The 23729-nt window shown below is 72.7% G+C and carries 20 protein-coding genes; 9 read left to right on the plus strand and 11 right to left on the minus strand.

The genetic code is table 11. From position 1 onward, the window contains the following. Nucleotides 1–13 precede the first annotated feature (13 nt). The 7 genes from AB0D29_RS17070 to AB0D29_RS17100 all read right to left on the minus strand — a co-directional run bounded on the left by AB0D29_RS17070 (nucleotide 14) and on the right by AB0D29_RS17100 (nucleotide 5747). Nucleotides 14–421 carry an ACT domain-containing protein gene (locus tag AB0D29_RS17070; protein WP_362854943.1) on the minus strand — a complete coding sequence of 136 codons (408 nt, stop codon included), beginning with the start codon at nucleotides 419–421 and terminating at the stop codon, nucleotides 14–16. 69 nt (nucleotides 422–490) lie between these two features. Then, the gene (locus AB0D29_RS17075) at nucleotides 491–961 is read right to left on the minus strand and encodes a hypothetical protein (protein ID WP_362854945.1); all 471 of its coding nucleotides are present in this window, start codon (nucleotides 959–961) and stop codon (nucleotides 491–493) included. A gap of 147 nt (nucleotides 962–1108) precedes the next feature. Then, nucleotides 1109–1348: a DUF397 domain-containing protein gene (locus AB0D29_RS17080; RefSeq protein WP_030714395.1), complete on the minus strand. Its 240-nt coding sequence runs from the start codon at nucleotides 1346–1348 to the stop codon at nucleotides 1109–1111. 131 nt (nucleotides 1349–1479) lie between these two features. Further along, complete coding sequence (locus AB0D29_RS17085) at nucleotides 1480–2655, minus strand: thiolase domain-containing protein (RefSeq protein WP_362854947.1); 1176 nt, start codon at nucleotides 2653–2655, stop codon at nucleotides 1480–1482. Beyond that, the gene (locus tag AB0D29_RS17090) at nucleotides 2652–3710 is read right to left on the minus strand and encodes a thiolase domain-containing protein (protein WP_362854948.1); all 1059 of its coding nucleotides are present in this window, start codon (nucleotides 3708–3710) and stop codon (nucleotides 2652–2654) included. Before AB0D29_RS17090 ends, AB0D29_RS17085 begins: the two co-directional genes overlap by 4 nt. Next, nucleotides 3710–4669 carry an OB-fold domain-containing protein gene (locus AB0D29_RS17095; protein ID WP_362854949.1) on the minus strand — a complete coding sequence of 320 codons (960 nt, stop codon included), beginning with the start codon at nucleotides 4667–4669 and terminating at the stop codon, nucleotides 3710–3712. The genes AB0D29_RS17090 and AB0D29_RS17095 overlap by 1 nt, the downstream gene beginning before the upstream one ends. A gap of 277 nt (nucleotides 4670–4946) precedes the next feature. Continuing rightward, nucleotides 4947–5747, minus strand: coding sequence for a crotonase/enoyl-CoA hydratase family protein (locus AB0D29_RS17100; RefSeq protein WP_362854950.1), 801 nt, complete (start codon nucleotides 5745–5747; stop codon nucleotides 4947–4949). 198 nt (nucleotides 5748–5945) lie between these two features. Between AB0D29_RS17100 and AB0D29_RS17105 the strand changes: the two genes are divergently transcribed. The 5 genes from AB0D29_RS17105 (at nucleotide 5946) to AB0D29_RS17125 (ending at nucleotide 12319) form a co-directional block, all read left to right on the plus strand. Further along, nucleotides 5946–7583: an acyl-CoA synthetase gene (locus AB0D29_RS17105; RefSeq protein WP_362854951.1), complete on the plus strand. Its 1638-nt coding sequence runs from the start codon at nucleotides 5946–5948 to the stop codon at nucleotides 7581–7583. A gap of 125 nt (nucleotides 7584–7708) precedes the next feature. Further along, nucleotides 7709–8446: a class I SAM-dependent methyltransferase gene (locus AB0D29_RS17110; RefSeq protein ID WP_362854953.1), complete on the plus strand. Its 738-nt coding sequence runs from the start codon at nucleotides 7709–7711 to the stop codon at nucleotides 8444–8446. A gap of 483 nt (nucleotides 8447–8929) precedes the next feature. Continuing rightward, nucleotides 8930–10258 (plus strand): phenylacetate--CoA ligase PaaK, encoded by a 1329-nt coding sequence (gene paaK, locus AB0D29_RS17115; protein WP_362854954.1) that lies wholly within the window; start codon nucleotides 8930–8932, stop codon nucleotides 10256–10258. Between the two features lie 71 nt (nucleotides 10259–10329). Further along, a complete protein-coding gene (locus AB0D29_RS17120; RefSeq protein ID WP_362854955.1) occupies nucleotides 10330–11184 on the plus strand; it encodes a YhjD/YihY/BrkB family envelope integrity protein in 855 nt (284 codons plus the stop codon). Between the two features lie 211 nt (nucleotides 11185–11395). Continuing rightward, nucleotides 11396–12319, plus strand: coding sequence for a hypothetical protein (locus AB0D29_RS17125; protein ID WP_362854957.1), 924 nt, complete (start codon nucleotides 11396–11398; stop codon nucleotides 12317–12319). Between the two features lie 11 nt (nucleotides 12320–12330). Here AB0D29_RS17125 and AB0D29_RS17130 read toward each other — a convergent pair whose 3' ends face one another. Further along, nucleotides 12331–13863: a fatty acyl-CoA synthetase gene (locus AB0D29_RS17130; RefSeq protein WP_362855131.1), complete on the minus strand. Its 1533-nt coding sequence runs from the start codon at nucleotides 13861–13863 to the stop codon at nucleotides 12331–12333. Between the two features lie 184 nt (nucleotides 13864–14047). Here AB0D29_RS17130 and AB0D29_RS17135 point away from each other — a divergent pair, with 184 nt between their 5' ends. Next, nucleotides 14048–16525, plus strand: coding sequence for a penicillin acylase family protein (locus AB0D29_RS17135; RefSeq protein WP_362854958.1), 2478 nt, complete (start codon nucleotides 14048–14050; stop codon nucleotides 16523–16525). Nucleotides 16526–16552: 27 nt separating this feature from the next. On the opposite strand, the gene AB0D29_RS17140 is transcribed toward AB0D29_RS17135, so the two are convergent. Next, nucleotides 16553–17677 (minus strand): ionic transporter y4hA, encoded by a 1125-nt coding sequence (locus AB0D29_RS17140; protein ID WP_362854959.1) that lies wholly within the window; start codon nucleotides 17675–17677, stop codon nucleotides 16553–16555. 63 nt (nucleotides 17678–17740) lie between these two features. Between AB0D29_RS17140 and AB0D29_RS17145 the strand changes: the two genes are divergently transcribed. Further along, on the plus strand, nucleotides 17741–17917 hold the full coding sequence (locus AB0D29_RS17145) for a hypothetical protein (protein WP_362854961.1): 177 nt from the start codon (nucleotides 17741–17743) through the stop codon (nucleotides 17915–17917). Nucleotides 17918–17987: 70 nt separating this feature from the next. Here the strand turns inward: AB0D29_RS17145 and AB0D29_RS17150 are convergent, their stop codons facing one another. Next, complete coding sequence (locus tag AB0D29_RS17150; RefSeq protein ID WP_362854962.1) at nucleotides 17988–19541, minus strand: acyl-CoA synthetase; 1554 nt, start codon at nucleotides 19539–19541, stop codon at nucleotides 17988–17990. A gap of 14 nt (nucleotides 19542–19555) precedes the next feature. Beyond that, nucleotides 19556–20662: a nitronate monooxygenase family protein gene (locus tag AB0D29_RS17155; protein ID WP_362854964.1), complete on the minus strand. Its 1107-nt coding sequence runs from the start codon at nucleotides 20660–20662 to the stop codon at nucleotides 19556–19558. Nucleotides 20663–20948: 286 nt separating this feature from the next. Here AB0D29_RS17155 and AB0D29_RS17160 point away from each other — a divergent pair, with 286 nt between their 5' ends. Together AB0D29_RS17160 and AB0D29_RS17165 are read left to right on the plus strand one after the other, a co-directional pair. After that, nucleotides 20949–22985 carry a serine hydrolase gene (locus tag AB0D29_RS17160; protein WP_362854965.1) on the plus strand — a complete coding sequence of 679 codons (2037 nt, stop codon included), beginning with the start codon at nucleotides 20949–20951 and terminating at the stop codon, nucleotides 22983–22985. Between the two features lie 72 nt (nucleotides 22986–23057). Beyond that, on the plus strand, nucleotides 23058–23609 hold the full coding sequence (locus AB0D29_RS17165; RefSeq protein ID WP_362854966.1) for a DinB family protein: 552 nt from the start codon (nucleotides 23058–23060) through the stop codon (nucleotides 23607–23609). Nucleotides 23610–23729 lie beyond the last annotated feature (120 nt).

The following is a 23729-nucleotide window of genomic DNA, read 5'->3' on the forward strand; positions in this document are numbered from 1 at the left end:
CTCCCGGGGCGCGTCAGTCCCGTGCCGAACGCGCCGCGAGCTCCTCCAGCACGGCCACCGCCTCCGCGGCCCGGTCCGCGGCCACGAAGAGGTGGTCGTGGTGGTATCCGGCGATGACGTTGCAGCTCAGACCGTGTGCGCCGAGTTCGGCGGCGAAGGCCGCGGTGAGTCCGACGGCGTCGAGGGCGGAGTGGATCCGCAGGGTGATCCAGCCCGCGGTGTAGTCGTAGGCGAGCCCGGCGGCGTCGGCGTCCTCCTGGCGCAGGACCAGGGTGAGCCCCTCCCGCTCCAGAACGGTGGCGACGGGCGCGGTGCCGGCGGGCACCGCGCCTCCGGGCACGGTGCAGAACACGTACCGCCCCTCGTTCAACTCGGGCCGCATACCGCTCAGGAGCTTGCGCAGATCGTTCTCTCCACTCATGCCCCCACCCTACCCATCATCCCGATATGCCCGATTGGGCGCTGCGGGCCGGGCGTCCTGGCCGCCGGCTCAGGTGTCCTCGTGGAGCCGCCGGTGCCACCAGGCGCGCGGACGACCCTGCCGGTCGGCCCACCGTCCGGCGGGCGGGTCGGGGTCGGGAAGCGTGCGACGGAGGAACTGCGCGTCCAGGTCCCGCAGTAGGCAGCCCAGCGCGGTCCGGGCGACGGGCGGCAGGGTCCGCTGGAGGTCGGCCAGTGCGTCGCGGACGACGGCGATGTCGTCACGTGCGCAGCCGGGGCAGCCCGGGCACGGGGAGGGGCTCAGGAGCAGTGTGCCGCCGGGGCGGCGCAGGAAGTTCCGGTACCTGCTCAGCAGGTCCGCGATCTCGTCGGCGCGGCCGGGCCGGGCCCAGTGGGCGGCGGCAGCGGCAGCGGGTGGCAGCCGGTCCACGGGCGGGAGCGGCCGCGTCCAGGCGGGTGGCCGCCGGCCCTCGTACGTTCCTCGTTCGGCGCGCAGCGCGCCGGGCCGTCTACGCGGCATCGCCCTTTCGGCGGATGATCCTCATGGCCCCATCCTGCCGGGGCGCTCCACGGCGGGCAAGGGGGTTGCGGGCGCGCGGCAAGGGGGTACGGGCGGCCACCGGGGCGGCGGCTCCGCGCCCGGTGGTGCCGCGCGTACGAGATCGACCTAGGTCAGGTCGAACTCCCCGCCCCGGGCGTTCAGCACGAACTTGTGCCACTCGTCCGGCGTGAAGATCAGCGAAGGGCTCTCCGGCCGCTCGCTGTTGCGCATCGCGATGAAGCCCTCCACGAAGGCGATCTGGACGTCACCCGCTCCCCGGCTGCTCGACTGCCAGTCCGCCTCGGTGAGATCGAGGTCCGGCTTGCCCCAGCCGGCGAGGGGTTGCGAAATCATGCTCTCGGCCACGTGCGTGCTCCTCCCGGTACGTCGTCCGGGGGCAAGGTTAACCACCGCAGCGCGTGGCGCACAGGCCACGGTGAGTCACCGTGGCCTGTCCCGTACCCCGGGCCGCCCGTCCGCCGCCGGCCGGGCCGCCGTCAGGACGTGGGCTCCTCGGCCCCCACCAGCCACATCGCGAAGAACTGGGCGCCGCCGCCGTACGCGTGGCCCAGGGCCCGCCGGGCTCCCGGAACCTGGTGTTCCCCGGCCTGTCCGCGGACTTGGAGGGCCGCTTCCGCGAAGCGGATCATGCCGGAGGCGCCGATCGGGTTGGTGGACAGGACCCCGCCGGAAGGGTTGACCGGAAGGTCCCCGTCGAGTTCCGTCACGCCCGCCTCGGTGAGCTTCCAGCCCTCGCCCTCCGCCGCGAAGCCGAGGTTCTCCAGCCACATCGGCTCGTACCAGGAGAACGGCACGTACATCTCCACCGCGTCGACCTCCCGGCGCGGATCGGTGATCCCCGCCTGCCGGTAGACGTCGGCCGCGCAGTCCTTGCCGGCCTGCGGCGAGACGAAGTCCTTGCCCGCGAAGAGGGTGGGCTCGCTGCGCATCGCCCCGCCGTGCACCCAGGCGGCCGGCTTCGGCGAACGGGCCGCGCCCGCCCGGTCGGTGAGGATCATCGCGCAGGCGCCGTCCGAGGAGGGGCAGGTCTCGGAGTACCGGATCGGGTCCCACAGCATCGGCGAGGCCTGGACCTTCTCCAGGGTGATGTCGTGCTCGTGCAGGTGCGCGTACGGGTTCTTCAGCGCGTTGCGCCGGTCCTTGTACGCGACGAGCGAGCCCACCGTGTCGGGCGCGCCCGTGCGCCGCATGTACGCGCGCACGTGCGGGGCGAAGAACCCGCCCGCGCCCGCCAGCAGCGGCTGCTGGAAGGGGACGGGGAGGGAGAGCCCCCACATGGCGTTCGACTCGGACTGCTTCTCGAAGGCGAGGGTGAGCACGGTCCGGTGGACGCGCGCGGCGACGAGGTTGGAGGCGACCAGCGCGGTGGACCCGCCGACCGAACCGGCCGTGTGAACGCGCAGCATCGGCTTGCCGACCGCGCCGAGGGCGTCCGCCAGGTACAGCTCCGGCATCATCACCCCCTCGAAGAAGTCGGGAGCCTTGCCGATGACGACCGCGTCGATGTCCGCCCAGGTCAGCTCGGCGTCGGCGAGGGCGCGCACCGCCGCCTCGCGGACCAGCCCGGCGATGGACACGTCGTGGCGGGCGGCCACGTGCTTGGTCTGCCCGATCCCGACGACGGCCACCGGCTCCTTGCCCGTGGTGCTCATGCTCGGTCCCCTTCCAGGACGGCGACCAGGTTCTGCTGGAGGCAGGGGCCGGAGGTGGCGTGGGCGACGGCCCGGTCGGACTCGCCGCGGTGGATGCGGGCGGCCGCCTCGCCGATGCGGATCAGGCCGGCGGCCATGACCGGGTTGGCGGCGAGCGCGCCTCCGGAGGGGTTGACGGCCACGCCCTCCCCGAGGCCGAGCGCCTTGCGGAGCACGACCTCCTGCGAGGAGAACGGGGCGTGCAGTTCCGCCGTGTCCACGGGCGCCTCGAAGACGCCCGCGTGTTCGGCGGCGATCCGGGTGGACGGGGAGTCGGTGAGGTCGCGCAGCCCCAGGCTGTGGGCCTCGATGCGGTGGTCGATGCCGGTGATCCAGGCCGGGCGTGCGCACAGCTGCCGGGCGAGGTCGCCGGCCGCGAGGATCACGGCGGCCACGCCGTCGCCGATGGGCGGGCAGTCCCCGGTGCGCAGCGGCCGGACCTGGTAGTCGCCCTGGGGCACCGAACCGCTCAGCTGGGCGTGCGGGTTGGCCTCGGCGGCGGCCCGGCTGCGCGCTCCGATCGCCGCCAGGGCGGGTTCGTCGGTCTCGCCCGCGTCGATGAGGGCCTGGGCCTGGAGGGCGGCGAGGGCCACCGAGTCGGGCCAGAGCGGAGCGACGTAGTACGGGTCCAACTGGCGGGTCAGCACGTCGCGCACCGACCCCGGCGAGGACTTTCCGTACGAGTAGACGAGCGCGGTGTCGGCCTCGCCGGTCTGGATCTTGACCCAGGCCTCGTAGAGGGCCCAGGCGCCGTCCATCTCCACGTGCGACTCGGAGATCGGCGGCCAGGCGCCGACCCCGTCGAGGGTCATGGTGAAGGAGAAGGCCCGGCCGGCCAGGTAGTCGCTGGAGCCGGAGCAGGTGAAGCCGATCTCCCCGGCCTTCAAGCCTGTCGCGGCCAGCACCTGGTGCAGGACCGGCATGACCATCTCGACTTCGCTGAGTTCGTCGGTGCGGCGCAGGTGGTCGCTCTGCGCGAAGGCGACCACCGCGACCTCACGGGCGTATCGGGCCATCAGATGAGCTCCTTGTACGCGTCGTAGTCCGCGTCCGGCTCGCCGGTGGGGCGGTAGTGGTCGGGGTAGCGGCCGCCCTCGGTCCACACGGGCTCGACCCGCAGGCCCATGCGCACCTGGTCGTACGGGATGCCGCCGATCCGGCCGTGGAGGGCGAGGCCGGCGCCGTCGAGGGCGATGTGGGCGTAGACGTACGGGACCTCGATGTCGAGGTTCCTGGCCTTGATGTTGACGATGCAGTACGTGGTGACCGTGCCCGCCGGGCCGACCTCCACCTGGTCGGTGGTGGCCACCCCGCAGGTGGGGCAGGCGCCGCGCGGGGGGACGTACACCTTGTGGCAGGAGGGGCAGCGCTCGCCGACGGTCTTCTGCTCGGAGAGGGCGTTGATGTACGCGGTCTGGGCGCGGCCGGGGCTGTAGACGTAGTCCAGGCGGGCCTGCGCGACGATGCCGGTGACGGCGTCGGCGAACTCCCCGTCGTGCGGGGCGGCCCGGCCGCCCGCCGGGCCCTCGTACGGTTCGAAGCAGGCGATGTCGGTGATGGCCCCGGTGCGCTCGGCGGCCCAGCGGACGCGCACCCGCATGCCGGTGCGCACGGCCTCGGGGCCGGGCGCGTCGAGGGCGTGCAGGAGGGCGGTGTCCGCGCCGTCGAGCTTGACCAGCACCCATGCGAAGGGGGTGTCCAGGGGCTGGTTGGGGCGGGGCAGGCCGTTCCAGGCCCAGGTGGTGACGGTGCCGGTGGCCGCGACCTCGACGAGCTCGCGGATCTCCTCGGCGGTGACGGGGTCGTACTCGACGGGCGGGACCATCACCTTCCCGTCGGAGGTCTTCACCCCGAGGACGACGCCTTCGCGCAGGCCGGTGAGAAAGGCACTCTGAACGGGCCCGAGGGACCGGGTGAAGGGAAACTCGACGACGAGAGGCGCGCGGAGCACCTCCGGTGGGGAGGCAGCTGTCATGGTGGCTCTCCGATGCATTGATTCCGACAACCCACGGGCAAACCCAGCCCCGCCGGCAACTCCAGCCCCGCGGGCAAACCCAGCCCGCCGGCGTTTGAGGCGCGGGGCCCGGGGCGGAGCCCCTGGTCTTTCAGCCCCGCCGACCAACCCAGCCCCGCCGGCGATTGAGGCGCGGGGTCCGGGGCGGAGCCCCGATCTTTCAGCCCCGCCGGCGTTTGAGGCGCGGGGGAACGGGGGCAGCGCCCCCGGCAAGGCAACGGCGGCGGCGACGCGGCGGCTACTCCCGCCGATACACCGCGGGCCGCTTCTCCGCAAAGGCCCGCGCCCCCTCCTTCGCATCCGCCGTCTCGAAGATCGGCCACCCCCGCAGCAACTCCGAGGCCAGCCCCTCCGTCTCCGTCAGCTCGGCGGTCTCGTAGACCGACGCCTTCACCGCCTCCACCGCCAGCGGCCCGCACGCGTTGATCCGCTCCGCGGTCTCCAGCGCGGCCTCCAGCGCCGTGCCGTCCGGCACCACCCGCCCCACGAGCCCGATCCGCGCCGCCTCCTCCGCGGAGTACGGGCGCCCGGTCAGCAGCATCTCCAGGGCGTGCGTACGCGGGATCTGGCGCGGCAGCCGGACCGTGGAGCCGCCGATCGGGAACAGTCCCCGCTTGACCTCGAAGAGCCCGAAGGTGGCTCCCTCGCCCGCCACCCGGATGTCCGTACCCTGCAGGATCTCGGTCCCGCCGGCCACGCAGTACCCCTCCACCGCCGCGATCACCGGCTTGCGCGGCCGGTGGTGACGGAGCATCGCCTTCCAGTGCAGGTCGGGATCGGCCTTGAGGCGGTCCCGGTACTGGTCGCCCGCCATCCCCTTCCCGGCCAGCGCCTTGAGGTCCATGCCGGCGCAGAAGTCCCCGCCGGCGCCGGTCAGGACGACCGAGCGGATCGTGTCGTCGGCGTCCGCCTCCAGCCAGCCGTCGTACAGCCCCACCAGCAGCGGCAGCGAGAGCGCGTTCTTCGCCTCGGGCCTGTTCATGGTGAGCACCAGCGTGGCGCCGTGCCGTTCCACGGTCAGGTGTTCTGTCCCACCCATTGCCGTCCTCCCGTCTCAAGACCTAGAACAGGTTGCAATAGGGGCGGGTGCAGTTCAATAGTTTTCTGACACCTAGTCAGATTTCTTGGGCGGTGCCCTTCCCAGTTGCCGGCTCCGACGCTCTAATGACCGCCGGAGCAGGCCGGCCACGGGGCCAGTCGTCGGGAACATCGGGAACATCCGGGGTCAGGAGGAACGGTGGAGTACAACCTTGCCGACCTGTTCGAGTCGGTCGTGGACGTGGTCCCGGACCGTGAGGCCCTCGTCTACGTGGACCACCCCGGGACCGGCGCGGAGCGCCGCCTCACGTACGCGGAGCTGGACGCGGCGGCGAACCGGATCGCGCACCACCTGCTGGACAGCGGGCTGAAGCCCGGCGAGCACCTGGGGCTCCACCTCTACAACGGGATCGAGTACCTCCAGACCGTACTGGCCTGCCTGAAGGCCCGGCTGGTCCCGGTGAACGTCAACTACCGGTACGTGGAGGAGGAGCTGGTCTACCTCTACAACGACGCCGATCTCGCCGCGCTCGTCTTCGAGGGCGAGTTCACCGAGCGGGTGGCGGCGGCGCTGCCGCAGACGACGCGGCTCCGGCACCTGATCCGCGTCGGAGAGGTCCCCGAGGGCGCCCCGGAGCCCTCGATCGCCCCGGTCGCGTACGCGGACGCCGAGGCGGCCGGCTCGGCCGAGCGCGGCTTCCCGCCCCGCTCCCCCGACGACCTGTTCATCATCTACACCGGCGGCACGACCGGCATGCCCAAGGGCGTCATGTGGCGGGCAGAGGACCTCTTCTTCGCGGGCCTCTTCGGTGGGGAGCCGTCGGGCGAGCCGGTGAAGCGGCCGGAGGAACTGGCCGAACGGGTCGCGTCGAAGGGGGCCGGGCTCACCTTCTTCCCCGCTCCCCCGCTGATGCACGGCACGTCGACACTGACCTCGTTCATCGCCTTCAACTACGGCCAGCGGGTGGTCATCCACCGCAAGTACGCGCCGGAGGAGGTGCTCCGTACGATCGAAAAGGAGAAGGTGTCGAGCGTGTCGCTGGTCGGCGACGCGATGCTCAGGCCGCTCATCGACGCCCTGAAGGGCCCCCTCCAGGGCACTGACCTGTCCTCGCTGTTCAGCGTGTCCTCGTCCGGGGCGATCATGTCGGAGACGGTGCGCGCCGAGTTCCAGCGGCTCGTTCCGAACGTACTGCTCCTGAACAACTTCGGATCGTCCGAGTCCGGCTCCAACGGCCGGGCGGCGGACGACTCCGGCCCGGAGAAGGGCTTCCGCCTGGTGGTCAACGACCGTACGCAGGTGGTGGACCCGGTCACGCACGAGCCGGTCGCGGTGGGCGAACCGGGGCGGCTCGCCCAGCGCGGGCACGTACCGCTCGGCTACTACAACGACCCGGCGAAGACCGCCGAGACCTTCTTCCAGAAGGGCGCCGAACGCTGGGTACTGCTCGGCGACATGGCGACGGTCGACGAGCAGGGCATCGTCACGGTGCTCGGGCGCGGCTCGCAGTGCATCAACACGGGCGGCGAGAAGGTCTATCCGGAGGAGGTGGAACAGGCGTTGAAGTCCCACCCCGACGTGTACGACGCCCTGGTCGCCGGCGTCCCGGACCCGACGTGGGGCAGTCACGTGGCCGCGGTGGTCCAGGTCCGCTCCGGTTCCCCGGCGCCGACCCTGGACGAGATCCAGAGCCACTGCCGCACCCGCCTGGCGGGCTACAAGATCCCCCGCCAGCTGGTCATCGCCCCCGCCATCCAACGCTCCCCGAGCGGCAAGGCGGACTACCGCTGGGCGAAGACGGTGGCGACGGAGGCCGACACGGCCCCGCAGGGGTAGGGAACCTCCGGCGGACGAAGGAAACGAAGGAAGGGAAGGAGACGAAGGAGGGGCCGGCTCCCCCCGGCGATCCGGCCCCTCCAAAACAAGGTGCGGGCGGCCCCCGGCACTGACAGCGTGTCCCGGTGAACCGTGAACAGATATCCCGCATCGCCCATGCCGATCACCCCATCAAGTCCCCGCTCGACGACGACTCCGTGAGCCGGCTCCTCGAACGCGGGGCCCCGCGCGGCGACGAGCGCGTACTCGACCTCGGATGCGGCACGGCGGAATGGCTCCTGCGCGCCCTGGCCACGCGGCCGCGGCTGCACGCCGAGGGCGTCGACATCTCCGAGGACGCCCTCGCACAGGCCCGCGCGGAAGCGGAGCGCCTCGGCGTCCGGGAACGTCTCGTCCTCCATCAGCGGGCAGCCGAGGACTTCGTCTCGCCGCAGCCCTTCGACCTCGTGGTGAGCGTCGGGGCCACGCACGCCTTCGGCGGTCTGCTCCCCACCCTCGCGGCGGCCCGCAAGCACCTGGCCCCGGGCGGCCGCGTCCTGATCGGTGAGGGATTCTGGGACCGCACCCCCTCCCCGGAGGCCGTCGAGATGCTCGGGGAGTTCACCGACCTGGCGACCACCGTGGACCGCGTCGAGGCCGACGGGTGGACCCCCGTCACCGGGCACGTCAGCACGCGGCGCGAGCTGGACGACTACGAATGGGCCTGCTGGGGATCGCTGGCCTCGTGGGCCCTGGACCACCCCGCCCATCCGGACAGCGCGCAGGCGCTCGAAACCGCCGCCCTCCGGCGCTCCGAATGGCTGCGGGTCTACCGGGACACCTGGGGCTTCGTCTCCCTGGTCCTGCGCCGCACCTCCGACTGACCGACCCGACCCCGGGGCCCCGACCGGCCCCGGGGCCGGCGGCTCGCGGCTCGGCGTGCTCGTCGGCCGTCAGGTGCCGGAGGTGAGGAAGCGCTCCACCCGAGCCGCGAACCAGGCGGCGTCGTCCAGCCAGGCGCCGGGGCCCGCGTAGGCGTCGGCGGCCTTCTCGTTCTGCTGCCGTCCGTTCACCGCGCAGTGCGCCCGGGCCCCCTCCGGTCGCTGCTCCGGGGTGGCCGGGAGGTCCGCCGCCCAGGCGGTCGGGGTGACCAGGACGGTCCGGCGCAGCCGCCGCGGGTGCGCGGCCGCGTGGAGCTGGGCGAGGTTGCCGCCGGCCGAGTGCGCGAGGGGGTCCGTGCGCTCCAGGCCGAGGTGCGTCCGGAGCCATCACAACAGACGATCACTCGTTCGAGTCATTGATTTGGCATGCCGGGTCCTGGCAATCTACCGAATGATCGTTCGGGTGACTCAGGATGAGGTGACGGCATGGCGGTGTACTCGGATCTCCACGACGAAGGCGAGCGGCTGAGTCGCGACGAGCTGGCCGCCCTCCAGCTGACGCGGCTGCGCGCGACCCTGCACCGCGCCTACGAGAACGTGCCGTTCTACCGGCAGGCTTTCGACAAGGCGGGCGTGCATCCGGACGACTGCCGCTCGCTCGCCGATCTCGCCCTGTTCCCCTTCACCGCCAAAGCCGATCTGCGCGACCAGTACCCCTTCGGGATGTTCGCCGTGCCGCGGTCCGAGGTGCGGCGCATCCACGCCTCCAGCGGCACCACCGGGCGCCCCACGGTCGTGGGGTACACCGACGGGGATCTTTCCACCTGGGCCGATGTCGTCGCCCGGTCCATACGTGCGGCGGGCGGCCGGCCCGGCCAGATCGTCCACATCGCCTACGGCTACGGGCTCTTCACCGGCGGCCTCGGCGCGCACTACGGCGCGGAGCGCCTCGGCTGTACGGTCGTGCCCGCCTCGGGCGGGATGACCGACCGCCAGGTCCGGCTCATCGAGGACTTCCGGCCGGAGGTCATCATGGTGACCCCGTCCTACATGCTGACCCTGCTCGACGAGATGGAGCGCCAGGGCATCGATCCCCGCACCACCTCGCTCCGCACCGGCATCTTCGGGGCGGAGCCGTGGACCGAGGAGATGCGCCGGGAGATCGAGGAGCGGCTGGGCATAGACGCGGTGGACATCTACGGCCTGTCCGAGGTCATGGGCCCGGGCGTCGCGCAGGAATTCGCGTCGCACAAGGACGGCCTGCACATCTGGGAGGACCACTTCTACCCGGAGGTGGTCGATCCGCTGACGGGCGCGGTCCTGCCGGAGGGCGAGCAGGGCGAGCTGGTGTTCACCTCGCTCACCAAGGAGGCCATGCCCGTCATCCGCTACCGCACGCGCGATCTGACGCGGCTGCTGCCCGGCACGGCCCGGCCCGCGTTCCGCCGCATGGAGAAGATCACGGGCCGCAGCGACGACATGATCATCCTGCGCGGGGTGAACCTGTACCCGACACAGATCGAGGAGATACTCCTGCGGACGGCCGGACTGGCTCCGCACTTCCAGCTGCGGCTGACCCGGGAGGGCCGGATGGACGCCCTGACGGTGCGGGTGGAGGCGCGCCGGGAGACGGACGCGGACGGGCGGCAGGCCGCGGCCGCCCAGGTGGTCCGGGCCGTCAAGGAGGGGATCGGGGTCTCCGTCCGGGTCGAGGTGGTCGACCCGGAGACCCTGGAGCGTTCGGTCGGGAAGATCAAGCGGCTGGTGGACCTCCGCGGCGCGGGGGAGGCGGCGGACACGCGTCCGGGCGGCTGAAACCACCCCTTCGGGCCCAATTCGGGGCGGCGCCCGGGAGCGTGATCGCCCTCGCGGGTAGTGCATGACCTGTGACCTCGTTCTTCCGGCAGCTGCACGACCGGCTCCAGGGCTCCCACATCGGGCTGGCCTGGAGCCGGGGCCGGGAGATGGAGCTGATGCACCGGGCGATGGGCTTCGCGGCCCTCGGGTTCCTCACCCTGGTGCCGCTGCTGGTGGTCGTGGCGGCCGCCGCCCCGGGCAGCGGTTCCGGCTTCGGCCGGTGGCTCGGCCAGGCCCTCGGGGTGGCGCAGTCCTCGCGGGCCCGGGTCGAGATGCTGTTCGGCGCCGCGGACCTGGCGCTGGAGCGGACCACCGCCTTCGGTCTGGCCGCCCTCGCCGTATTCGGCCTGACCTTCGGTTCGGCCGTGCAGACCGGCTACGAGAAGGTCTGGGACCTGCCGACCGCCCGCTGGCACACGATGTGGCGGCACGTCGTCTGGCTGGCCCTGCTGGTCTGCTACCTCGCCCTGCTCGTGGAGATCCCGGCGCCCTCGAACGACGTCATCGGCACCGTCCTCGGCACGGTGGGCGACCTCCTCGGCACCTGCCTGTTCTTCATCGGCTCGCAGCGTCTCCTGCTCGGCGGCCGGGTCCGCTGGCGCGCCCTGGTGCCGGGAGCGGTGGCGACCAGCCTCGGGCTGCTGGGGCTGCGCGTCTTCTCGCAGCTGGTGTTCTCCCCGCTCATCGCGTCCAACGCGGTGACGTACGGCCCCTTCGGCACCCTGCTGGTCGTGCAGTCCTGGCTGGTGGGCGTCGGCTTCGTCGTGTACGGCGGCGCCCTCGTCGGCCGCCTCGTACACGAACACCTCACCCTGCGCCGGCTCCGCCAGAGCGGGCTCCTCCCGCCCGAAGCCTTCCCCCCTCACACCTCACACCCGCGATGACCGGGCCCCGGCCCCTTCACGTGGCGATGTCGCACGCCCCGTAGGGCTCGCTCACCGCCCGGTGCGGGAGGACTCGTCGTGGTGACCCTTCGGTATTCAGGTGCCACACGCCGTCTCCCCCGGGTGGGGGAGGCGGATACGTCCGGCGGGGGACGTGCCGGGGCGGGTCAGGCCGAAGGCTGGGATTCCTGCTGGTGGAAGGGGAGTCCGGGTGGAGCGCTGGGATCGGGTCGGGCGGAACGCGGCGTATGGGGCGGCTCTGGCCCTGTCGCCGTACTTGCTGATCAAAGTCTCGTGGGTGATCGGCTCCCTCGCGGGGGTGCTGCCGATCGGTGATGGATTCGGCTTGACGGAGTGGGTGGTGCTCAACACCGTCACGGTCGGTATGGCGGTGATCGGGATTGCTCTGGCGCTCGCTCTGGTGCGGCCTTGGGGGATGCGGATTCCGGGGAGGCTGGTCGCGTTCTGTTCTTGGGTGGGGTCGGGGTTCCTCGTCTCGGTGTTGCCCGTCGGTTTGTTCAGTGCGCTCCTGGATGTGGGCGGCGACCCGCAGGGCGGCGGCGGTGACGACCCTGCGATGCCGGTCTGGGAGGGCGTACTGGTCGAGTTCAGCTTCGTGGGGATGGGGCTGGGGCTGGCTCTCGCCGTTCCGGCGTACCTGCGGCGCCGCTGGCCGGATGCATTCATCGGGAGGGTCGGTGACGGTCCGCGTGCGGCACCGCCGTGGGCGGCTGTCGTCGGTGCCACGGTCGGTCTGGTCTGGCTCTACTGGGCAGCCGGAGGCACCCTGGGAATCGCCTACCCGGCCGAGCGGAACACCGACGGGTACGTGCTGGCCGCTGGTTGGGGGTTCTGGGCACTCGCGGGATCCGCCGCCATCTGGATGGTCGCCCGGGCGCGTCCCGCCCGGTTGCCGCGCTGGCTCCCGCTGACATTCGGGTGGGTCGGAACAGGCTCGATGTTCGCATGGAGCGGCTGGAAGCTGCCCCTCGTGCTGTATGTGGCGGTGGCGGATCCGGCCGATGTCCCGCTGCCGGAGAACCCCACCGTCGCGCTGGTGCTGCATCTCTGCGCTGTGGTGGCAGGCGCGGCGATGATGCGGACACTCGTCCGCACTCCCGCAACGACTCATTGACGGGACAGCTCTCAGGAGGCCGATGAGGATCCGAAGCGGTCGCGGAGTTCGCGCTTGAGGATCTTGCCGCTGGCGTTGCGCGGGAGGGTGTCCACGAAGAGGATCCGCTTCGGGGCCTTGAAGTGGGCGAGCTTCTCCCGGGCGTACGTCATCAGCTCCGCCTCCGTCACCTCGCCGCGCGGGACCACCACCGCCGTGACCGCCTCGATCCACCGCTCGTCCGGCAGCCCGACCACGGCCGCCTCGGCCACTCCCGGGTGCGTGTAGAGCACGTCCTCCACCTGGCGCGAGGCGACCAGCACCCCGCCCGAGTTGATGACGTCCTTCACCCGGTCCACGACCGTGAAGTAGCCCCGTGCGTCGCGCACCGCGAGGTCGCCCGAGCGGAACCAGCCGTCCCGGAAGGCCTTCTCCGTGGCCACCGGGTCGTTCCAGTACCCGAGGCACAGCTGCGGCGAGCGGTAGACGACCTCGCCCGCCGTGCCGTCCGGCACGTCCTTGCCGTCCTCGTCGACGACCTTCGCCTCGACGTGGCGTACCGGCCGCCCGCAGGAGTCCATCCGCCCCTCGTGTTCGTCCGGTCCGAGCACGGTGGCCAGCGGCCCGATCTCGCTCTGCCCGAAGCAGTTGTAGAAGCCGAGCCCGGGCAGCCGAGCCCGCAGCCGTTCCAGGACCGGGACCGGCATGATCGAGGCCCCGTAGTACGCCTTGCGCAGCGCGCCCAGCTCGCGCGCCGCGAACTCCGGGTGGTTGGCCAGGCCGATCCACACGGTGGGCGGGGCGAAGAGGCTGTCCGCCTCCCCCGCCTCCACCAGGTCGAAGACCTGCTCCGCGACCGGCGCGTCCAGGATGGTGTTGCGCGCCCCCACCGCGAGGTACGGCAGCAGGAAGACGTGCATCTGCGCCGAGTGGTACAGCGGCAGTGAGTGCACCGGCCGGTCCTCCTCGGCCAGGTCCAGCGCCTCGATCGCGCTCTCGTACTCGTGGGCGAGGGCCCGGTGGGTCATCATCGCGCCCTTGGGCAGGGCGGTGGTCCCCGAGGTGTAGAGCAGCTGCGCCACCCGGCCCGGGTCCACGTCCGCGTCCACGTCCGCGTCCGCGCCGGGGGCCACGGCCGACGGCTCGGACAGTTCCGCGAGGAACGAGCCGGGGGCGTCGCGCAGCGCGCGTACGGGATACCCGCCGGGGATCCGCCCCGCCAGGTCCGGGTCGGCGAGGACCAGGGCGCTCCCGGAGTTGTCCAGGATGTACGCGAGGTCCTCGCCGGTGAGGTTCTGGTTCACCGGAACGTGGGTGAGTCCGGCCCGGGCGCAGGCCAGGAAGGCGAGGAGGTAGGCGTCGCAGTTGTGGGCGAAGGTGGCGACGCGGTCGCCCGCGGCCAGGCCGTACCGCTCCCGCAGGACGGCGGCGCCGGTGGTGACGGCCGCGTCGAGTTCCGCGTACGTCCAGCTGCGGTCCCGGTAACGGACGGCCAGGCGGTCGGGGACCCTTCGCGCGCTGTCGCGCACCAGCCCGTCGACCGTGTTGTCCCGCACTGCTCGCACTGCCCGCCCTGCTCGCGCTGCCGTCATGGCGCGATCCTCGTCCCCCGGACTCCCCAGGTCAATGACCGGGATACCGAACGGGATGTTGACAGATCATCGGACCGCCTGCATGAGTGTGGGGGCACGGACGCACCGCCTGTCCCACGGGCAACCACGCCCACCCGCAGGCTACTTGGGAGGCACCTTGCACCTCAGCACCCGTCCGATACTCCGCCGTGTCGCCCTCACCGGCGCCGCGCTGCTCGCCGCGACGGCCGCGATGCCGCAGGCCTCCGCGGCGACCGGTGACCGGATACCGGCCGGCGGCGGTCTGTCCGCCGTCATCCGGTACACCGAGAACGGCATCCCGCACATCCTCGCCCGCGACTACGCCCAGCTCGGTTTCGGCACCGGCTGGGCCCAGGCGGCCGATCAGGTCTGTGTCCTCGCCGACGGGTTCGTGACCGTCGCCGGTGAGCGTTCGCGCTGGTTCGGGCCCGACGCCGCACCCGACGGATCCCTCTCCTCCGCCACCCGGAACCTCTCCAGCGACCTGTACTTCAAGGGCGTCCGCGAGTCCGGCACGGTGGAGAAGCTGCTGGCGACCCCCGCCCCGGCCGGTCCCACCAAGGACCTCAAGGAGCTGATGCGCGGCTGGGCCGCCGGGTACAACGCCTGGCTCGCCCAGAACAGGATCGGCGACCCCGCCTGCGAGGGCGCCGGCTGGGTCCGCCCCGTCACCACCACCGACGTGGCCGCGCGGGGCTTCGCGGTCTCCGTCCTCGGCGGCCAGGGGCGCGGCATCGACGGCATCACGGCCGCGCAGCCGCCCGCCGCGCAGCCGCCCGCCGCCGCTGCGCCGGGCTCGTCGGGCCCGCCGGGCCCGTCGGCGACGGCCCTCGCCCCGGCCGCCGCGCCCGATCCGGCGATGGCGGCCGAGGCCGCGCGGGAGTTCTTCGACACCAGCCGGTACGACATGGGTTCCAACGCGGTCGCCTTCGCCGGTTCCACCACGGCGAGCGGCAGCGGGCTGCTGCTCGGGAACCCGCACTACCCGTGGCGGGGCGGGCGCCGCTTCTGGCAGTCGCAGCAGACCATCCCCGGCAAGCTGAACGTCTCGGGCGGCTCCCTCCTCGGCACCGCCGTGGTCAACATCGGCTTCAACGAGAAGGTGGCCTGGAGCCACACGGTGGCCACCGGCACCCCCGTCAGCCTGCACCAGCTCACGCTCGACCCGGCCGACCCGACCGCCTACCTGGTCGACGGCAAGCCGGAGAGCATGACGCGGCGGACCGTCACCGTCCCGGTGTCCGGCGGCGATCCGGTCACCCGTACCCAGTGGTGGACGCGCTACGGACCGGTGGTCTCGAACCTCGGCGCGGGCCTGCCGCTGCCCTGGACGGCCGGTACGGCGTACGCGCTGAACGACCCCAACGCGGCGAACCTGCGCGGCTCCGACAGCGCCCTGGCGATGGGCCGGGCCCGCTCGGTCGCCGGGATCCAGGAGGCCCTGGCCCGCACCCAGGGCCTGCCGTGGGTCAACACGGTGGCCGCCGACTCCGCGGGCGGCACCCTCTTCACCCAGTCCCAGGTGCTCCCGCGGATCACCGACGAGCTCGCGGCCCGCTGCTCCACCCCGCTGGGCCGGGCGACCTACCCCGCCTCGGGGCTGGCGGTGCTGGACGGCTCGCGCACGGACTGCGCGCTCGGCTCGGATCCGGACGCGGTGCAGCCGGGCGTGTTCGGCCCGGGGAAGGCGCCGACGCTGCGCGACGCCCCGTACGCCGAGAACTCCAACGACAGCGCCTGGCTGGCCCACGCCGACCGGCCGCTGACCGGGTACGAGCGGGTCTGGGGCAGCGTCGCCACCCCGCGTTCGCTGCGCACGCGCGGCGCGATCGAGGACGTGGCGGCGATGGCCGCGAAGGGCCGGCTGACCGTGGCCGACCTGGAGAAGCAGCAGTTCGCCAACCGGGCCCCGGCCGGTGATCTGGCCGCGGCGGACGCGGCGAAGGCCTGCGCCGCACTGCCCGGCGGTACGGCCACGGGGAGCGACGGGAGCCCGGTGGACGTCTCGGCCGCCTGCCCGGTCCTGGCGGGCTGGGACCGTACGACCGACAGCACGAGCCGCGGCGCGCTGCTCTTCGACCGGTTCTGGCGCCGGCTGGCGGCCTCGACCCCGGCCAAGGACCTGTGGCTGGTGCCGTTCTCGGCGGCCGATCCCGTACGCACTCCCCGTACGCTCAACCAGGCGGCGCCCGGCGTCGGGCGGGCGCTCGCGGACGCGGTGGCCGAGCTGAGGGCCGCCGGGATCGCGCTGGACGCCCCGCTGGGCGAGCACCAGTTCGTGGTGCGGGGCGGGCAGAAGCTGCCGGTGGGCGGCGGTACGGAGGCGCTCGGCGTCTGGAACAAGATCGAGGCTCCGTGGAACGCGGCGGCCGGCGGCTACGCGGAGGTCACGCACGGCTCCAGCCACATCCAGGCGGTCGGCTGGGACCGCGGCCACTGCCCGGTGGCGCGCACCCTGCTGACGTACGGCCAGTCCTCGGACCCGGGCTCGCCCCATTCCGCGGACCAGACCCGGCTGTTCTCCCGGGAGCGCTGGGTCACGGCGCGCTTCTGCGAGCGGGACATCCTCACCTCGCCGCAGCTGAAGGTGGTCTGGGCCCGCGAGCGGCGCTGACCGGGTCCTCTCCTTGGCCGTCGGCCCTCAGGGGCTGACGGCCAGGAAGAGGTACGCGGCCAGCAGCACGATGTGCACGCCGCCCTGGAGCAGCGTGGCGCGGCCGGGGGCGATGGTGAGGGCGCTGACCACGACGGTCAGCGCGAGCAGCACCATGTGGACCGGACCGAGGCCCAGCAGGAGCGGGCCGGAGAGCCAGATCGAGGCCAGGGCGATGGCGGGGATGGTCAGGCCGATGCTGGCGATGGCGGAGCCGTAGGCCAGGTTGAGGCTGGTCTGGACCCGGCCGCGGCGGGCGGCGCGGACGGCGGCGAGGGTCTCGGGCAGCAGGACGAGCAGGGCGATGATCACGCCGACGACGGCGTTGGGCAGGCCGGCGTCGGCGACGCCCTTCTCGATGGTCGGGGAGACGGCCTTGGCATCGCCGACCACCGCGACGAGAGCGACCAGCAGCAGGCCGGCGCTGATCAGGGCGGCGCGGGCGGTGGGCGGGGCGGCGTGGTCCTCGTCGTCGTCGCCGTGGCCGTCGGGCCGGTCGGCCGGCCGCTCGGTCTCCACGGGCAGGAAGTAGTCCCGGTGGCGGACGGTCTGGACGGCGACGAACAGGCCGTACAGGGCGAGCGAGGCGACGGCGGCGAAGGTCAGCTGGGCGGAGGAGAACTCCGGGCCGGGCTTGCTCGTGGTGAAGGTCGGCAGCACGAGGCTGAGAGTGGCGAGGGTCGCGACGGTGGCGAGGGCCGCGCCGGAGCCCTCGGGGTTGAAGACCGCGACCCGGTTGCGCAGGGCCCTGACGAACAGGGACAGGCCGACGATGCCGTTGCAGGTGATCATGACGGCGGCGAAGACCGTGTCCCGGGCGAGCGAGGCGGTCTTGTCCCCGCCATCGGCCATCAGGGTGACGATGAGGGCGACTTCGATGACCGTGACCGCGACGGCGAGCACGAGGGAGCCGAAGGGTTCCCCGACCCGGTGGGCGACGACCTCGGCGTGGTGGACGGCCGCCAGCACCGCGCCCGCGAGGCAGAGCGCGACCAGCACCACCCCGAGCGCGGGCAGGTCGCGGCCCCAGCTGAGGACGAGCGCGACGAGCGCCACCAGGGGGACGACGAGGGTCCAGTCGGTCAGGGGGGATCTGCGGGTAGCCGTACTCATATCAGCCAACTTGCCAGAAGTGTCCCTCCGATGCGGCCCGAGCGTCGCCCGCACCGCCCTGACGTGGCCCTTCTCACGCACGCCGGGCGTGGCGGGCGCGCCTTCCACCCCTTCCGCACCGGCACCGCCACGGTACGGCTGTACGTCGGCCGGACGGCCGGGCCGGCCGCGCGGATCGGCGTGGACATCGCGCTGCGGGACCCGTACTGCGCCGCGGTCCACGACTTCACCCGTTGGTGACGCGGGACCAGCTGGACCAGCTGGACCAGCTGGACCGGCGGGGCCGGCAGGACCGGCGGGCCCCGCGCGCTCACATGGCGCGGTCGTGGCCCTCCCAGTACGGGTCGCGCAGCCGCCGCTTGTAGAGCTTGCCGTTCGGGTCGCGCGGCATCGTCTCGATGAAGTCGACCGTCTTGGGGCGCTTGTAGCCGGCGAGCCGGCGTTCGCAGTGGTGCAGGATCTCCGCGGCGAGCGCCTCGCCCGCGGCGAAGCCCTCGGCCGGTTCGATGACCGCCTTGACCTCCTCGCCCCAGTCGGCGTGCGGGATGCCGAAGGCGGCGGCGTCCGCGACGGCCGGGTGGGTGAGCAGGGCCGACTCGATCTCGGCCGGGTAGATGTTGACCCCACCCGAGATGATCATGTCGATCTTGCGGTCACGGAGGAAGAGGTACCCCTCCTCGTCCATCAGGCCGAGGTCGCCGACGGTGAAGAAGTCGCCGATCCGGTTCTTCTTCGTCTTGCCCTCGTCCTTGTGGTAGCTGAAGCCGCCGGTGTTCATCTTGATGTAGACGGTGCCCAGTTCCCCGGCGGGCAGCCGGTTGCCGTCGTCGTCGAAGACGGCGAGTTCGCTGATCGGCCAGGCCTTGCCGACGGTTCCCGGCTTCTTCAGCCAGTCCTCGGCGGTCGCGAAGGCACCGCCGCCCTCGCTGGCCGCGTAGTACTCCTCCACGCAGCCGCCCCACCAGTCGATCATCGCCCGTTTGACGTGGTCGGGGCAGGGCGCGGCGCCGTGGATGGCGTGCCGCATCGAGGAGACGTCGTACGCGTCCTTCGTCTCCTGCGGGAGCGCGAGGAGCCGGTGGAACTGGGTGGGGACCATGTGGGTGTGCGTGCAGGAGTGCCCGTCGATCAGGCGCAGCATCTCCTGCGGGGTCCACTTGTCCATCAGGACCAGCGGGTGCCCGATGTGCAGGGCGGCGCCCGCGAACTGGAGGACGGCCGTGTGGTAGAGCGGCGAGCAGACCAGGTGGACGTTCCCGTCGAAGGGGCGGATGCCGAAGATGCCGAGGAAGCCGCCGAGGTACGTCTCCTCGGGGAGCTTGCCGGGCAGCGGACGGCGGATCCCGCGCGGGCGGCCGGTGGTGCCGGAGGTGTAGTTCATGACCCAGCCGAGGGTGCGCTCCCCGGGGACCGTCCCGGGCTGCCCGGTGAGGAGGTCCCCGTACGGACGGAAGCCCGGGACCGATCCGACGGCGTAGCGGTGGCTCGCGGGGAGGGCGGCCTCGTCGGCCGCGGCGGTGGCGGCGTCGGCGAAGCGCTCGTGGGCGATGAGCACCTTGGCCCCGGAGTCGGAGACGATCCAGGCGATCTCGGGGCCGACGAGGTGGTGGTTGACGGGGACGAGGTAGAAGCCGGCCTGGGAGGCGGCGAGGTAGGCGGTGAGGAACTCGACGCCGTTGGGGAGGACGACGGCGAAGACGTCGCCCTGCTGCAGGCCGGCGGCGCGCAGGCCGCGTACGAGGCGGTTGACGTCGGCGTGCAGCCGGCCGGCGCTCCACTCCTCGCCCTCGGGGGTGACGAGGACGGTGCGCTCGGGGTCGGCGGCCGCCTGGGCCCAGAAACCGTTGGGGGGCTGGTCACTCATGCTGGTCACACCTCTCAGGCCCGGCCGGCGATGCGGTTGATGCGGTCGATGGCGCGCTCGAAGCCGCTGGTGAGGTCGTCGAAGACGGCCTGGACGCTGCGTTCCGTGTTCATCCGGCCGACGATCTGTCCGACGGGGGTGCCGAGCAGCGGGTGGACCTCGTACTTCTGGATCCGTGAGACGGCCTCGGCGACGAGCAGGCCCTGGAGGGGCATGGGGAGCGCGCCCGGGCCCTCCGGGTCGTCCCAGGCGTCGGTCCACTCGGTGCGCAGCTGGCGGGCGGGCTTGCCGGTGAGGGCGCGGGAGCGGACGGTGTCGCCGGAGCCCGCGGCGAGCAGCTTCTCGGTGAGGGCGCGCGAGTGGAGGTCGGCCTCGGTGGTGGTGAGCCAGAGGGAGCCGAGCCAGGCGCCCTGGGCGCCGAGGGCGAGTCCGGCGGCGATCTGCTCGCCGCTGCCGATCCCGCCGGCCGCGAGGACCGGGAGCGGGGCGACGGCTTCGGCGATCTCCGGGACGAGGACCATGGTGGCGATGTCGCCGGTGTGGCCGCCGGCCTCGTAGCCCTGGGCGACGACGATGTCGATGCCGGCTTCCGCGTGGCGGCGGGCGTGCTTGGCGCTGCCTGCGAGGGCGGCGACGAGGACGCCGTGGTCGTGGGCGCGGGCGATGACGTCGGCGGGCGGGGAACCGAGGGCGTTGGCCAGGAGTTTGATGGGGTAGTCGAAGGCGACGTCGAGCTGACCCCGGGCGACCTGCTCCATCCAGCCGGTGATCCGCCAGCCGGAGGCTTCGCCTTCGGCGAGCTCGGGCACGTGGTGCTTGGCGAGGGTGTCGCGGACGAAGGCGCGGTGCCCGGCCGGGATCATCGCCTCGATGTCGGCTTCGCTGATGCCGTCGACGGCCTTCTTGGCGGGCATGACGACGTCGAGGCCGTAGGGCTTGCCGTCGGTGTGCGCCTGCATCCAGTCGAGGTCGCGTTTGAGGTCGTCGGGAGCGGTGTAGCGGACCGCGCCGAGCACCCCGAAGCCACCCGCGCGGGTGATGGCAGCGGCGACCGCCGGGAAGGGCGTGAAGCCGAAGATGGCGTGCTCGACTCCCAGTTTCTTGCTCAGCTCCGTCTCCATGGGCGGCAGGATGCCGCAGCCCGGCATGCGAGGGAAGAGGTTTTCTGATGCAGTGTCAGATTCTTTACGGGCCGGTCGGTGCGGAGGGTGCCCGACGGACGGGCAGATACCCACTAGCGTGCGGTGGCGCCTGCGGCGCGCTCGGCGGATCCGGGGCCCGGCCCCCCGTCGGCACGTGAGGCGCGGAACCCGGGGCTGTCCCAGCCCCGCCGGCGTTTGAGGCGCGGGGTCCTGGGTGGAACCCCGGGAGACGACGCCGCAGGTGGACAGCGGACAGGAGGGCGACATGACGGTACGCACGGGGGCTTTCGGCGTGGCGAGCGGAGAAGCACGGCCCGCGCAGGCCGCAACGGGCGGGCCGGAGAGGGCGAGCGGCGGTCCCGAGAAGGCCGACGGCGGGCCCGAGAAGGCCGACGGCGGGCCCGGGAAGCCGGGCGGCGAGCCCGGGAAGGCCGGCGGCGGGCCAGGAAAGCCCGACTGCGGGCCCGGGAAGCCCGGCGGCGGGCCCGGGAAGCCCGGCGGCGAGCCCCGGAGGCACGGCAGCGGGCTGAGCCGCCGTCGGCTCGGGGCGCGGCTGCTCGCCCTCGGCGGAGTACTCGTCCTGCACGCCGCACTCCCCGGCCCCGCCGGCGCCTCGGGCAACCCGGCCGAGCGGCGCGCACTCCAGGGCCTGCGCCTGCGGTACGGGTCCGCGCGCCAGGCCGGGCTGTTGGAGAAGCACCTGGAGGGGGTCGCGGACGAGGCGCGGCGGTTCCTCGGCCCCTCCCCCGAACACCCCTATTACGCCGGTGCGGTGGTCCTCGCGGGCCGGGGCCGCACCATCGCCCTGCACCGGGCCATGGGCGAGGCCGTGCGCTACGCGGACTACGACGGGCGGACCGACCGGGTCCGGGAGTTCCCGGCGGCCGAACGGATCGCGATGGCGGAGGACACCGTCTTCGATCTGGCCTCGCTGACCAAACTGTTCACCTCCATCCTGGCCGTGCAGCAGGTGGAGCGGGGGAAGTTGGAGCTGGAGGCCCCCGTGCGCCGGTACCTGCCGGAGTTCACCGGGGGCGGCAAGGAGGTGGTGACGGTCCGTCAACTGCTCACGCACACCTCGGGGCTGCGGTCCTGGGCGCCCTTCTACAAGGAGTCCACGCGGGAGGGTCGCCTGAGGCTGCTGTGGTCGGTGAGGCCGCAGGAGACTCCCGGGACGGTCTACCGGTACTCCGACCTGAACCTGATCACCCTCCAGCTGCTCTTGGAACGGATCACTGGTCGCACTCTGGATGTCCTGCTCCACGACGAGATCACTGCTCCACTCGGGATGCAGCGCACTCGTTACAACCCACCGCTCTCCTGGCGCCGGGTCACCGCCGCCACCGAGGTGCAGCGCCCGCCCTGGTCCGGCCTCGACCGCGGGCTGGTGTGGGGCGAGGTCCACGACGAGAACGCGTACGCGCTCGGCGGGGTCGCGGGCCACGCCGGCATCTTCGGCACCGCCTGGGACCTGGCCGTCCTCGCCCGCGCCCTCCTCGACGGCGGGGTCTACGCGGGCAAGCGCATCCTGCGCCCCGCCTCGGTCGAGCTGCTCTTCACGGACTACAACACGGCCTTCCCCGGCGACGACCACGGTCTCGGCTTCGAGCTCTACCAGCACTGGTACATGGGCGCGATGGCCACCCCGCACTCCGCCGGCCACACCGGCTTCACCGGCACCTCCCTGGTCCTCGACCCGTCCACCGACTCCTTCCTGATCCTGCTCGGCAACTCCGTCCACCCGGTGCGCACCTGGCGCGCGGGCAGCGCGCCGCGCGTCGCCGTCGGCAACCGCTTCGCCCGCGCCGTACCGGTCCGCACCCGGCACGGCGGCGCGGCCTGGTTCTCCGGGATCCAGCCGGGTGCCTCGGGCACGCTCACCCTGCCGCCGCTCACCCCGGCCACGGCGGCCGCCCGGCTGCGCTGCGCCGTGTGGTGGGACACGGTGCCCGGCGAGGGCGCCCTGCACCTGGAGGCCTCACCCGACGGGGAGCACTGGGAACCGCTGCCCTTCAGCACCGTCCGGTCCACCGGCGGCACGCCCGAGCAATGGCCCCGCGGCTCGGTGAGCGGCTGGTCCGGCCGCACCTGGCACCGCCTCGAAGCCCCCCTCACGGCCGCCTGGTCGGGCCGCGAGGTTCGCCTGCGCTTCCGCCACGCCGCGACCGGCCGCTACGTCGGCCGCGGGATCTACGTCGACATCGTCCGCGTGTCGGAACCGGCCCACCTCCTCTTCGCGGAAGACCGCCCCACCGACGCTCCCCGCCTCGAAGCCATCGGCTGGACCCGCTCCACGGACTAGAGCCTGTCCGGCGGATGTTGTTGGTTCATCCGTCGGCTGGGCTGTCAGTTCCGTTCGCTAAGGTCTGCGGCCATGACTGAGATCACGACCGAGGCCTGGCCGGAACCTCCACTCGCCGGCACCGAGGCAGCAGCCGTCCTCGGTGCCCTCGAACGGCAGCGGGCCACCCTGGCCTGGAAGTGCTCCGGCCTGGACGCCTCCGGTCTTCGCGCCACACTCGGCACGTCCACCGTCACTCTGGGCGGCCTTCTCAAGCACCTGGCGCACGTGGAAGACAGCCACTTCGCCCGGCTGTGGCTCGGCTCCCCCGTTGGGGCTCCCTGGGACAGCGTCGACTGGGACAGCACCCCCGACTGGGACTACCGCTCCGCTGAGGAGGACACCCCCGAGCAACTGCGCGGTCTCTGGCAGGAATCGGTCGCCCGCTCCCGCGCCATCGTCGACAAGGCGCTCGACACGGGCGGGCTGGACCAGCTCGGCGCCTACACGACCCGTAGCGGCGAACGCCCCAACCTCCGCCGCATCCTCCTTGACCTCATCGAGGAGTACGCCCGCCACGCCGGTCACGCCGACCTCATCCGTGAATCCGTCGACGGGCTCACAGGCGAGGACCCGCCGAGATGAACTGAGGTACGTCGTGGAGAGCAGCCTTCATCATGCTCACCCCTGACAAGGCCGAGTTCCTGTCGAGTGATCACGGGCGGAGCCAGAGCAGGATCGCGGCGATGGTCACGATGCCGTGGA

This window comes from Streptomyces sp. NPDC048424 (assembly GCF_040651555.1).
Taxonomy (GTDB): domain Bacteria; phylum Actinomycetota; class Actinomycetes; order Streptomycetales; family Streptomycetaceae; genus Streptomyces.